This window comes from Hoylesella oralis ATCC 33269 (assembly GCF_000185145.2).
GTDB classification, from domain to species: Bacteria; Bacteroidota; Bacteroidia; order Bacteroidales; family Bacteroidaceae; genus Prevotella; species Prevotella phocaeensis.
The window spans coordinates 1,806,501-1,819,937 of record NZ_GL833119.1; the positions used below are offsets into that span (position 1 = coordinate 1,806,501).

Sequence of the window (13,437 nt, forward strand, 5' to 3'; positions counted from 1 at the left end):
TTACAATGAGAGTATTAATGTTTGGATGGGAATATCCTCCTCATATCCTTGGTGGGCTCGGTACCGCAAGTTATGGAATAACCGAGGGATTGCATGCCCAAGGCGACATGGATATTACTTTTTGTCTGCCGAAGCCATGGGGAGATGAAGATAAAGATGCCGCACATATCGTTGCGATGAATGCCGTTCCTATAGCATGGCGTGATGTAAATTACGAGTATGTAAAGGGGAGAATTGGCAACGTAATGGAACCGGAAGAGTATTTTAGTCTACGGGATCATATATATGCCGACTTCAATTATATGAATTTAAATGATCTCGGATGCATAGAATTTTCGGGAAGATATCCCGATAATTTGCATGATGAAATCAACAATTATTCTATTGTAGCGGGAGTCGTTGCGCGAACCAAGGAGTATGATATTATCCATGCACACGATTGGCTCACATATCCGGCAGGGATACATGCCAAGCAAGTTAGTGGCAAACCTTTGTGTATTCATGTGCATGCTACAGATTTTGATAGAAGTAGAGGGCATGTAAATCCGACCGTTTATTCCATTGAAAAAGACGGAATGGATAATGCCGATTGTATTATGTGTGTGTCAGAGCTGACTCGTCAGACCGTAATTCACCAATACCATCAGGACTCTCGTAAATGTTTTACCGTACATAATGCAGTTTATCCGCTTCGTCGAGAGTTGGAAGATATTGAACGTCCTTGCCATGTAGGGAAAGAGAAAATCGTTACATTTCTCGGTAGATTGACTATGCAGAAAGGGCCTGAGTATTTTGTAGAGGCTGCCAATATGGTACTTCATCGTACTCGTAACGTGCGTTTTTGTATGGCCGGTAATGGCGATATGATGGATCAGATGATATATCTTGCGGCAGAAAGAGGTATTGCAGACCGTTTTCATTTCCCCGGTTTTATGCGTGGAAAGCAAGTATATGAATGTTTGAAAGACTCAGATGTATATGTGATGCCTTCTGTGAGCGAGCCTTTCGGCATTTCTCCTTTGGAAGCAATGCAATGCGGTACGCCTACTATTATTTCTAAACAGAGCGGCTGTGCAGAAATTCTTACCAATTGTATAAAGGTAGACTATTGGGATATACACGCTTTAGCGGATGCTATTTACAGTATATGCCATAACGAAAGCTTGTTCGAGTACCTACAATCAGAAGGAAAAAAAGAAGTTGACCAAATAACTTGGGAGAAAGTGGGGCGTTGGATACGCGAACTCTACGAACGCACCTTAGGATTGCGCTAACTGTTTAATAAATCTGTCAAACATAATTAATACGATATAAAATGAAAACAATTTGTTTATATTTCGAAATACATCAGATTATTCATCTGAAACGTTATCGTTTTTTTGATATAGGCACAGATCATTATTATTATGATGATTATGAGAACGAACGGACTATTGCCAATATAGCGGAATATTCATATGTACCCGCTTTGGATGCTCTGTCGGAAATGATCAAAAAGAACGACGGTTATTTTAAAGTAGCTTTCTCTCTCTCCGGCGTAGGGCTTGAGCAACTCGAACTACATGCTCCGCAAGTAATTGAAAAATTGCAGAAACTCAATGAGACCGGTTGCGTGGAATTTCTTGCAGAACCATACTCTCATGGCCTTGCTTCTCTGATAAACGAAGAGAGTTTCGCGGCGGAAGTAAAGCGTCAGTGCAACAAGATAAAAGAGCTATTCGGCCAGACACCTACAATTCTGCGAAATTCTTCATTGATATATAGCGATGATATAGGTTTGCAAGTGTCGCAGTTGGGGTTCAACGGAATGCTGACCGAAGGGGCCAAACACGTATTGGGATGGAAATCGCCCCATTATGTTTATAATTGTGCATTGGCGCCTAATCTGAAGTTACTGTTACGTGATGTGACTTTAAGTGATGACATATCGCTTCGGTTCAATAATAGTGAATGGGAGGGATATCCTCTGTTTGCAGACCATTATATCGATAGAATTTCCCGCTTTCCCGATGAAGAAAAAATAATTAATATCTTTATGGAATTGTCTGCTTTGGGTATTGCGCAACCATTGTCAAGCAATATCCTCGAATTTATGAAGGCGTTGCCAGTTTGTGCAAAAGCCAAAGAAATAACATTCTCTACACCATCAGAGATATGCGCCTCGACAAAAAGCGTCGGAAATTTAGACGTTCCAGATACATTAAGTTGGGTAGATGAGGAGCGTGATGTAAGCAGTTGGCTCGGAAATCCGATGCAACGAGAGGCTTTCAACAAGCTTTATAGCGTTGCCGATAGGGTGAGAATCGCAAGTGATCCGCGCATCAATCAGGATTGGGACTATCTTCAGGCTTCTAATAATTTCCGTTTCATGACGACTAAACCTTCGGTTATGGCTATAGATAGGGGGATATATAGCAGTCCTTTCGATGCCTTTACGAATTATATGAATATTCTCGGCGACTTTATCAACCGTGTGAATAGCCTGTACCCCGAAGATATCGATAACGATGAGCTAAATTCTCTTCTGACCACCATACGTAATCAAGATGAAGAAATCTCTATGAAAGATAAGGAAATTGTACGCTTACAGACAAAAATAGAGAAGATCGAAGTGGCAAACGATAAACTTAGAATTAAGATAGAAAAGACTGGAAGCCAGACCAAAAAGACCGTAACGACAAAAAAGACAGAGGTTAAAAAGGCTGAAACAGAAGCAAAGAAAGAATAAAGCGACGCCATCTTCGTTGTTTGTTACTATATATGTTTATTAACAGCAGGGCTATTTTCTAACAGAAGATAGCCCTGCTGTTTTTATTAGAGTTACAAAGAAATGATCCTTGATAGATGTATGTTAAAATATAAATATTTAGTGTTAAATATTTGCAGTTGTCAATGTTATAACATATATTTGTCAAACTTATTATGATTTCGAGGTTTTCGAAATCGCTTTCGAGGTTGGTTGCATCCTGCGCCAACCTCTTTTGTTCCTGCCGAATAATATGTATGAAAATGCAATATGCTCTTTTCGCAAAATTTAAACCGTATTTTCATAATATATGCATCATATTTCTATGGGTAACAAATCATATATTCAAGCAACATAGATATGGTATCTATTTTATTTATACGGTAATAGGAGGCAATATTAATTTTATAAATTCAAATCGTTGATAATATATTTTCCTTTTGAAAGATCATAACATAGCTGTATTGTTTTCTCATCTTTCCAGCCTTCACACTTTTTCTTTATACTTTTCTTTGTGTTCTCATACGAAGTTTCTACGATTTGCAAGAAGTAACAAAGAATATGGTTAGACATCTTTTCTGGTTCTTTCTCCAATTTAAATAAATCCTTATGGTATGCCCTTTCATTTGGGTTATTTGCCTTAAATTCTATCAATGCAATGCGTTTGAATTCCTTATTGTGAATAACTAAATCGTGGGAAGCAGACCTTCCATCGTCTCTTAGTTTAGGATCCTTTCCTTTCTCGAATCGATATTTTTTTAATTTTGTTGGAGTTTCAACAGAATAGAAAGCGTCCCATCCTTCCTCTTGGCAATATAAATTAAATTGCTCGACAAAAATAAAACGTAATTCTTGTTCACTCACACGAGTACGTTTCTTGTCATCATTATATGAAGGAAAGATAATTCTGCTTCCTGCGTTTTCTTTATGTTTATTTCCATTCCTTTCCTGTTGCTTGGTATATACTTGTTTAATTACTTCGTATGTATTCTTAATGATTACCTCAATATGCCTTTTATCTTCCATGATATATAAATAATAATAAATTTATATTCAGGTAACCCATTTCCTTTGCCTTTATTGTGCATCGCTGCTGTTTAAAATATTTTATATATGAAGTTTTAGTAAACATATAACCCGTAAATGTTAATACTAATTTATTTATGCAATAAAAAATTTGGCAAACTAAAATAAACTTTTTATCTTTGCAAAGAATAAACATATTTTTTGTAAAACATCTAAAACATAAAAAGCCTATCGGGAACACATTTACTTAAAGAAATAAGATTTAAGAAAATGAAGAATTTTAAGGAGATGAGCGACGAAGAGTTGGCTATATCTTATATTCATGGGAGCAATAGAGCTTTCGATTTGCTGTTGTCGAGAAATCAAACTAAATTGTTTTCTTATATTTATTTTGTTGTAAGGGATCATGATACGGCAGACGATGTTTTTCAAGAAACCTTTGTAAAGGTGATAACCAAGTTGCAGGAAGGGAAATATGTGCCCACCGGCAAGTTCTCGGCATGGGTTATGCGCATCGCTCATAATGTAATTATGGATTGGTATCGTGACCAAAGGTCGGAGCGAGTCATCGAACCAACAGAAAATAACGATCTCTCTAATATCGGCGGCAGCGATGTGCTCGATGGCAATATAGAAAGCCAGTTTGTTAATGAGCAGGTACTTTGCGATGTAAAGAAAATGATGAATTTGCTTCCTGCATCCCAAAGAGAGGTGGTGTTTATGCGCTATTATCAGCAGATGTCGTTTAAGGAAATTGCTGAAACGACAAATGTAAGCATCAATACTGCTTTAGGACGTATGCGTTATGCCATTCTGAATTTAAGAAGAATGGCGCGTGAGAGTGAAGTAGCTTTACAACTTGCCTGAAATTCTACGTCGGTTTATAGATTTTTCAGTTCGTGAATAGTTTGTATAGGATTTGCCGATCTGAAGATATAACTGCCGCTTACTAAGACATCGGCACCGGCATTAATGAGTTTTGGTGCGGTTTCATTCTGTACTCCGCCATCTACTTCGATTAAGGCTTTGCTGCCCGACAGTTCAATCATGTGGCGAAGACGCGCGACTTTCTGCAATACGTTTTCGATGAATTTCTGCCCGCCAAATCCGGGATTAACGCTCATTAGCAGCACCATGTCTACATCCTGAATAATATCTTCGAGTAAACAAATCGGCGTAGAGGGATTTAATGCTACACCTGCTTTCATGCCTTTGGCATGTATTTCCTGTACCGTACGGTGCAGATGCGTACATGCTTCGTAGTGTACGCACATCATCATTGCACCGCATTTCGCGGTTTGTTCTACATATCTTTCTGGTTGTACTATCATCAGATGCACATCGAGAGGCTTCTTGCATATTTTGGAAACAGCGTTGATTACAGGAAAACCGAATGATATGTTTGGCACAAATACGCCATCCATCACATCCATGTGCAGCCAATCAGCCTCGCTACGGTTAATCATCTCTATATCGGCTTTAAGGTTTGTAAAGTCGGCAGATAATAAAGAAGGAGAGATTAATGTCTTCATTTGTCTGTGGTATGATTAGTTCAGACAGTAGATTTCTGTTTTACCACTCAGTTTTATGGCCCGATACGTGTATGCAAATTGCCGAATGAACTTAAGTGTCTTTTCCGACGGTGTTATTTCTTCGCGTGTAAAATACTTCATAGGCAACGAATTTTTTATGTCTTCTATTTGTTTATAAAACGAGTTGGCAGAGGTTTTATTACATATAATATATAAATTATTTTATTTTCTTATTTGTTTACAATTTATGTGTAGCCGAGCTTAATTATTTAATGATACCTGAATTTAACGATAACTGCGATGCTTTCTCCTTATAGAGGGGATGCCTGATAAGTGGGGGAGAGGGGTGAGAAATATTCAAGTATCTGTATAAAAATAGTAGGATAGTGAGTCAACCTCCGTAGTTCACGTTGTCAACCTCCGTGGTTCACGTTGTCAACCTCCGTGGTTCACGATGTCAACTTCCGTGGTTCACAGTGTCAACTTCCGTGGTTCACGATGTCAACCTCTGTGGTTCATGGCGTAATATAATAATAGTAAAATGCAATATACGAAAAACGCACCAAAGATATTTCTGTATCTTTGGTGCATTTTTTATATGTTTATAGGGATATCTCCGATTATTCAAGCCATTTTACATAGCAAAAATCTTGCCGATGGGGTAGGTTCTTATTCTTCGGATACATACGTACGCATGTGCGGAAAGCACCAGCCTCGTCCGGTTCGATTACAGCTTCAAAAGTGTAATTGTTGCCATCGTGCGCCACGACTTCGAAAGGATGTATGCTGAATATTTCGCGTTCATCGCCGCTTTGCTCGTTTTTCAGCGTTACAAGTTCCAATCCTACAGCGTCATCCAATCCCTGTTCGTCGATTACGTATTGCATTTTATACTTGACACCGGTCTCACCACCTTTCTCAAGTAGTCCGGTCTGTTTGGAAACAACGTGTATTCCATCCCAACGCTCTGCAACGGTCTCTTTCCATAAAGCAATTTCTTTAGCCAGCTGATAGTCTTTTGCAGCGAGTTTCTCAAAGCGTTTTGCTTCTTTCGTATAGAACTTTGTGTAGTAATCATCCAGCTGTCGTTTCATCGTATAATGAGGTGCGATGGTTGCTATAGAGTTCTTAACGACTTTGATCCAGTTCTCGCTATAGCCTTTCTTGTTCTTCTTATAGTACATCGGAATGATGTCGTTTTCGAGAAGCGAGTAGATGGTTGCGGCATCGAGCTGGTCTTGGTATTCTTGATTTTGATAGGTACGTTTCTGCGGAAGTGCCCAACCGGCGTTTTCGCGATAGCCTTCTACCCACCATCCATCGAGAACCGACAGGTTTACAACGCCGTTCATCTCGGCTTTCTCGCCGGATGTACCCGATGCTTCGAGCGGGCGTGTGGGTGTATTCATCCAGATGTCCACGCCCGAAACGAGGCGTCTTGCCAATTGCATATCATAGTCTTCGAGGAATATAATCTTCCCCAAAAACTCTGGCCGCTGGCTTATTTCAAAAATCTTCTTAATGAGTCCTTGCCCTGCACCGTCTGCAGGATGGGCTTTACCGGAGAAGAAGAACAGTACAGGATGCTCCGGATCGTTTACTATCTTTGACAGACGATCGAGATCAGTGAACAAGAGATGAGCACGCTTATACGTGGCAAAGCGACGGCAGAAGCCTATCATCAATGCATTGGGGTTAATGCGTTCCATAATAGATACGACTTTCGAAGGATCACCTTGGTTCTTCAGCCAGCTTTCGGTGAACTTCTCACGTATGTGTTTGATAAGTTTTTCTTTCAATGCCATACGTGTCTTCCATATTTCCTCGTCGGAAACATCGTAGATGGCGTGCCATATCTCTTCGTTACTTTGGTCTTTCATGAAGTTAGGGGCGAAGTATTTATCGTACAATTTTCTCCACTCTGTAGCCGTCCATGTGGGGAAGTGTACGCCGTTCGTTACGTAGCCGACATGATTTTCTTCGGGATAATACCCGTTCCATATTGACGCAAACATCTTCTGACTTACCCATCCGTGGAGCTTGCTAACGCCGTTTACCTCCTGACAAGTGTTACAAGCGAAGATACTCATGCAGAACCTTTCGTTGTGATCTTCAGGGTTTTGGCGCCCCATACCTATGAACTCATCCCATGTGATGCCGAGTCTTGCCGGATAGCCGCCCATGTATTTACCGAAAAGAGGCTCGTCGAAATAGTCGTGACCGGCAGGTACGGGGGTATGAACAGTATAGAGAGACGAAGCACGCACCAACTCCATTGCCTGATTGAACGACAGGCCTCCATCTATATAATCGCAGAGCCGCTGCAGGTTGCAGAGGGCGGCATGGCCTTCGTTGCAATGGTATATCTGTTTGGTTATGCCCAGTTTCTTCAATGTCAATATACCGCCGATGCCGAGAAGTATCTCTTGTTTCAGCCTATTTTCCCAATCACCGCCGTAAAGGGAGTGGGTGATAGGCCTGTCGAACTCGGAGTTCATCTCATTGTCTGTATCGAGTAAATACAGTTTGATGCGCCCTACGTTTACGCGCCATATATAAGCATGGACCAGATAATTCAGATACGGAACGTCTACAACGACGGGATTACCGTTCTCGTCCAGTTGACGTTCGATCGGCAGCGAGCTGAAGTTCTGCGCTTCGTATTTAGCTATTTGCTGGCCATCCATGCTTAACGACTGTGTGAAGTATCCGTAACGATAAAGAAAACCAACCGCACACATATCCACGTTACTATCTGATGCTTCTTTCAGATAGTCGCCCGCAAGCATACCGAGACCGCCTGAATAAATCTTCAGAACCTGATTTAGTCCATATTCCATGCTGAAATAAGCCACGGAGGGACGCTTCTTATCGGGTTCTACATCCATATATGTACGGAAATCCGTATATACTTTATTTATATTCTTCATCACAACCTTGTCTTTTACAAGCGCCATCTTGCGGTCGTAACTGAGACGTTCCAATAACAGAACAGGGTTGTGTCCCACCTCTTCATAAAGTTTCTCATCCAAACTTTTAAATAGGTTTCGGGCTTCATAGTTCCATGCCCACCACATATTATGGGCTAACTCGTCCAAACACTTCATCTCCTCCGGAAGCCTCGACTTGATAGTCATGCTTTTCCATTGAGGAGCATTGGCGTAATCGGCTTTAATTTTCATAAAAAATGTTTTTGTTTATTTGTTATTTATTTTCTTCTTTCTGCACGCCTTAATGCAAAGTCGTATGCGGCGTAATAATATTCGATAAAGTTCTTCCACAGTGCCTTTTTTGATAATTTGTCGGCATTGCTCCGTACTTTTTTTATTTCAGTATTGCCGAAAGCAGCATATTTGATAACAGTTTCTTTGACTTGTTCGGCTACTTCGGAGTAGTTATCATCGGTGCGATGTATTACTTTTACGCCGTCTTCTATCTCGCTGTAAGCCCCTTTAACAGAGTTGGCCCACAGACCGAAACCGGCAAGATCCGTGGTTATGCAAGGCACTTTGAATGCGATAGATTCTAAAGGTGTGTATCCCCAAGGTTCGTAATACGAGGGATAGATGCACAGATCGTTACCCAATATAATGTCATAATAGGGCATGTTGGCAATGCCATCGTCTCCGGTAAGATAGCAAGGCATGAATACCATTTTCACTTTGCTGTCTTTTTTATTCTGTATGTCGAGATGCTTCATCATGCCCAATACATTGTCGTTATCCATGTTATGGAGCCAATGCGTCAGCATTGAATAGGGGAGAGGTGTATCGTATTGTCTACCACTTTCCAACCTTTCGATAAGGTCTTGCCGCGGTTCGCTCACCCACGCCGGAACATCAATGAATGCCAAAACCTCTTTATTAAGTTCGTTTGTCTGCAAAAGACGGTTCATAGATTCTATGAAAACGTCTATTCCTTTGTTCCTGAATTCGTAACGTCCGCTTGTTGATATGATTAAAGTATCATCGCTTAAATTGGTTCCCATCAGCGCATTGGCAATCGAAAGCATACGTTTTCGCGCAGCTTTTCGTTTGGCAGTAAAGGTATTTCCTTTAGGAACAAAGCTGTCTTCAAAGCCGTTTGGTAATACAAAGTCGACGGGTTTGTCGAGCAATTCTTTACATTCGTTGGCTGTAATATCGCTTACCGTGGTAAAGCAGTCTACATACTTGACCGTTTGTTTCTCAATAGAATGTTTACTTTGCATGTTGAGTTCAGCCGCCATTTGGTCGCCGTTATAAGCAAAAAGGTATTTGTAAAGCGGCTTATTGTTACCGGCTATGCTACGCCCAATGCTGGTTGCATGAGTAGTGAAGACTGTGGCAATTTGCGGAAGTTCGTGGTGCAAGTAGAGTAATCCCAAACCTGTCATCCATTCATTCCCGTGATAAACAACCCGTTTGGTTTTGTCTAAATAATGATGATAGAAACTTTCTGCCACCTTAGCTGCTGCGTATGAGAACATCGAAGCCTCGTCGTAATCGCCGTAAGCATGCAGGCTGTCTACCTGATAGAATTCCCACAGACGGGTATAAATATCGTTTTTTTGAGCAAAGAATGTGGAGAAATCTACGAGAATGGCTATCGGTTGGCCGGGTATATCCCACCGGCCTATCTTTAATTTTAGTTCTTCAGCAACGGCAGACTCCCGCCAATCGTGAAATAAAGATTTATCTTCCGTAAAATAAGGGCAACCTGTGTTTTTCCAACAATCGGGACCTATGAAAATAAGGTGGTCGTTCATCTGTTTACACAATGTTTCTGCCCTTGTAGAAAGAACGGTGTATATACCACCTACTTTATTACATACTTCCCAACTTGCTTCAAAAATATAATCAGGAAACAATCTGTTTTTGCCCATATACAATTGATGATAATGTGGGCAAAGATAACATAAAATTCATAAAAACGCAATTTAAGCTGATATAATTTTATAAAAGTTCTTGTTTTCTTGATATAATCAAGTACCTTTGTATTAAATAATTAATCGAAATTATGAAGCAAATTATTTTAACGATAGCATTGTTTTTAATACCTTCATTGGGCTGCATGGCACAAACCGACGGTGTTTTCAAGGGTACTATATATAATAAGGAGTACAATGTATATCTGACAATTGATTTTTATGCTAATAACGTTAAAGTGCCCGGACAAGAGATTTTCGGCGAGATGGCCGGCTTCTTCGGCGATTATACAGACTCTCGGAAATGGTTTATTACCTCTGCTAAGTGTGTGAATAACCATTTGGCTGAGTTGAACTTAACGAATGACTATGGCAGTGAGGACCTTCATGCAACACTGACATTCAATGCCGACAGCACTTTTAGTTTTAGGCAAATAAGCGGCAGTTCTCTTAAAATAGCAAGAAACCGAAAGTGGGTTAAGTTGCCTAAGCAAATGATCTTTGTGCGACGGGATAAATAAGATGTTACGGAACACGGTATATCTACGTTGCATAGATGTATTTTCTATCAGATATAGGTGGCGTGTCTATCATTGATAGATATGTAATCTTTTTACAGCAGAAAATAGATATAATGTTTACAATTGCGCAAATCGGTTTCCGTAATGAACTTTCGTAAGATTATTTTTGCATAATGGCGTTTTTTTCGTACTTTTGCAGCAATATTTCTGAACTTAACAATAACGGTATATGAATATTTCTTATAAGTGGCTTAAGGAGTATGTAGACTTCGATTTAACTCCACAGGAAACGGCGGACGCTCTGACTTCTACCGGTCTTGAAGTAGACTCTCTTGAAGAGGTGCAGACCGTGAAAGGAGGTCTGAAAGGATTGTTTGTCGGTAAAGTTCTTACCTGTGAGGCGCATCCCGATAGCGATCATCTTCATGTAACAACGGTGGATTTGGGTAAAGAAGAGCCGCAACAGATTGTTTGCGGGGCCCCGAACGTGGCCGCAGGGCAGAAAGTTATTGTTGCCGATCTGGGTTGCGTGCTTTATGAGGGAGACAACGAATTTACCATAAAGAAATCGCGTCTTCGTGGTGTAGACTCGTTCGGGATGATTTGTGCCGAAGACGAAATAGGCATAGGTACCGGTCATGACGGAATTATCGTACTTCCGGACGATGCCGTTGTGGGAACTCCGGCAGCGGAATATTATCATCTTGAAAGCGATTGGCTGATCGAAATAGATATTACGGCGAACCGTTCGGATGCATTAAGCCATTACGGCGTAGCACGCGATTTGTATGCGTGGCTGTTGCAGAACGGCTATCAAACATCGCTACACAGACCGGATTGCAGTGCATTTAAAGTAGACAACGAGGCGCTGCCGATAGATGTTGAAATAGAAAATACCGATGCTTGCAAGCGCTATGCATGCGTTTCTATAACGGATTGCGAGGTAAAGGAAAGTCCTGAATGGTTACAGAATAAGCTGCGCGTGATAGGTTTGCGCCCGATAAACAATATCGTAGACATTACCAATTACATTATGATGGCTTACGGACAGCCTATGCATTGTTTTGATGCCGACATGGTGAAAGGCCGGAAGATTGTCGTTCGGACGCAGCCCGAAGGAACGAAATTCGTAACTTTAGACGGTGAGGAACATGCGCTCGGAGCACACGATTTAAGTATTTGCAATGCCGAAGAGCCTATGTGCATAGCCGGAATATTCGGCGGGAAAGGTAGTGGAACGTATGATACTACCAAGAACGTGGTGCTCGAAAGCGCATATTTTCATCCTACGTGGATTCGCAAGAGTGCGCGCAGACATGGATTGAGTACCGATTCGAGCTATCGTTTCGAGCGCGGAATCGATCCCGATGGCACCGTTTATGCACTGAAACAGGCTGCCATTCTGTGTAAAGAACTTGCGGGAGGAAAGGTTTCCATGCGAATTAAAGACGTGTATCCCGAACCGATTAACGGTAGCAGAGTGGCGCTTGAATACGATTATGTGGATAGATTGATTGGCAAAGCGATCGGTCATGATACGATAAAAAGCATTGTAACAAGTTTGGAAATGAAGATTGAAGCCGAGAGAGAGAACCGCAGTTTGGAACTTCTCGTGCCGGCTTATCGGGTGGATGTGCAGCGTCCTTGCGACGTTGTGGAAGATATTCTGCGCATCTATGGCTATAACAATGTTGAGATACCTGCACAACTCAAAAGCTCATTGACCGTTCAGGGAGAGGAAGATAAGGCTGATCACCTGCAAAATATTATTGGTGAACAGCTCGTGGGGTGCGGTTTTAGCGAGATATTGAATAACTCGTTGACGAAGACTTCTTATTACGCAGGCCTTAATCATTATACGGAAGAAAGCACGGTAAAGGTGATGAATCCGCTGAGCGCAGACCTCGGTGTGATGCGGCAGACATTACTTTTCGGTGGTTTGGAGAGTATTATGCGCAATGCGAACCGCAAGAATTCGAACCTAAAGTTTTTCGAATTCGGCAACTGTTACTATTTTGATAAAGGCAAATGGACGGCCGACGAGCCGATTAAAGGCTACATGGAGGAGTGCCATCTCGGACTTTGGGTAACGGGAAAGCGCGTAGAGGGATCGTGGGCGCATCCCGATGAAGCCTCTTCTTTTTTTGAACTGAAGGCTTATGTGCAGAACGTTTTTGCCCGTTTAGGCATTGGGCCGGGCATGTATGTTGTGGAAAACAGCGACAATAACATCTTTTCTAAAGGTCTCGCAGTCAAGAACAGAGGCGGTAAGACGCTCGCCGAGATGGGGATATTAAGCATCAAATTAAAGAAGCAGGCCGATATTTCCAGCGATGTATATTTTGCAGACATTAACTGGACTGCGGTTATGAAAGCCGTGCGCAAGCATAAAGTTGAGTTTGCGGAAATATCCAAGTATCCGGCTGTGAGTCGCGATTTGGCACTGTTGATAGACAAAGATGTGCAATTCGAGCAGATTGATCGGCTGGCAAAACAGAGCGAAAGGAAACTCCTGAAACGCGTAGAACTGTTCGATGTGTATGAAGGCAAGAACCTGCCGGCGGGTAAGAAGAGCTACGCGGTGAACTTTATTTTGCAGGATGAGCAAAAAACGCTTAACGATAAGCAGATCGATGCCATTATGAACAAGCTGATAACGCAGCTCACCACGAAGCTCGGTGCGCAGCTGAGATAACAATATTTTTA

10 protein-coding genes are annotated in these 13,437 nt (G+C 41.5%); 5 read left to right on the top strand and 5 right to left on the bottom strand.

The genetic code is table 11. The features are described from left to right. Positions 1-5: 5 nt before the first annotated feature. Together HMPREF0663_RS09945 and HMPREF0663_RS09950 are read left to right on the top strand one after the other, a co-directional pair. The gene (locus HMPREF0663_RS09945) at positions 6-1,274 is read left to right on the top strand and encodes a glycosyltransferase family 4 protein (protein WP_004370375.1); all 1,269 of its coding nucleotides are present in this window, start codon (positions 6-8) and stop codon (positions 1,272-1,274) included. Between the two features lie 41 nt (positions 1,275-1,315). Further along, positions 1,316-2,728 carry a glycoside hydrolase family 57 protein gene (locus HMPREF0663_RS09950; protein WP_004370376.1) on the top strand — a complete coding sequence of 471 codons (1,413 nt, stop codon included), beginning with the start codon at positions 1,316-1,318 and terminating at the stop codon, positions 2,726-2,728. A 423-nt stretch (positions 2,729-3,151) separates the two neighbouring features. Here the strand turns inward: HMPREF0663_RS09950 and HMPREF0663_RS09955 are convergent, their stop codons facing one another. Then, positions 3,152-3,772: a hypothetical protein gene (locus tag HMPREF0663_RS09955; RefSeq protein ID WP_004370379.1), complete on the bottom strand. Its 621-nt coding sequence runs from the start codon at positions 3,770-3,772 to the stop codon at positions 3,152-3,154. 270 nt (positions 3,773-4,042) lie between these two features. Between HMPREF0663_RS09955 and HMPREF0663_RS09965 the strand changes: the two genes are divergently transcribed. After that, a complete protein-coding gene (locus HMPREF0663_RS09965) occupies positions 4,043-4,639 on the top strand; it encodes an RNA polymerase sigma factor (protein WP_004370380.1) in 597 nt (198 codons plus the stop codon). A 14-nt stretch (positions 4,640-4,653) separates the two neighbouring features. Here HMPREF0663_RS09965 and rpe read toward each other — a convergent pair whose 3' ends face one another. From rpe to HMPREF0663_RS09980, 4 genes are all read right to left on the bottom strand, one after another. Further along, positions 4,654-5,304 (bottom strand): ribulose-phosphate 3-epimerase, encoded by a 651-nt coding sequence (rpe, locus tag HMPREF0663_RS09970; RefSeq protein WP_004370381.1) that lies wholly within the window; start codon positions 5,302-5,304, stop codon positions 4,654-4,656. Between the two features lie 15 nt (positions 5,305-5,319). Next, entirely contained in the window at positions 5,320-5,445 is a 126-nt protein-coding gene (locus HMPREF0663_RS12270) for a hypothetical protein (RefSeq protein WP_004370382.1), read from the bottom strand. A 479-nt stretch (positions 5,446-5,924) separates the two neighbouring features. After that, entirely contained in the window at positions 5,925-8,486 is a 2,562-nt protein-coding gene (gene glgP / locus HMPREF0663_RS09975) for an alpha-glucan family phosphorylase (protein ID WP_004370383.1), read from the bottom strand. A 26-nt stretch (positions 8,487-8,512) separates the two neighbouring features. Further along, a complete protein-coding gene (locus HMPREF0663_RS09980; protein ID WP_004370384.1) occupies positions 8,513-10,168 on the bottom strand; it encodes a glycogen/starch synthase in 1,656 nt (551 codons plus the stop codon). Positions 10,169-10,302: 134 nt separating this feature from the next. On the opposite strand from HMPREF0663_RS09980, the gene HMPREF0663_RS09985 reads away from it, so the two are divergent. Continuing rightward, a complete protein-coding gene (locus HMPREF0663_RS09985; protein WP_004370385.1) occupies positions 10,303-10,731 on the top strand; it encodes a hypothetical protein in 429 nt (142 codons plus the stop codon). A 229-nt stretch (positions 10,732-10,960) separates the two neighbouring features. After that, entirely contained in the window at positions 10,961-13,426 is a 2,466-nt protein-coding gene (pheT, locus tag HMPREF0663_RS09990) for a phenylalanine--tRNA ligase subunit beta (RefSeq protein WP_004370387.1), read from the top strand. Positions 13,427-13,437: the final 11 nt, after the last annotated feature.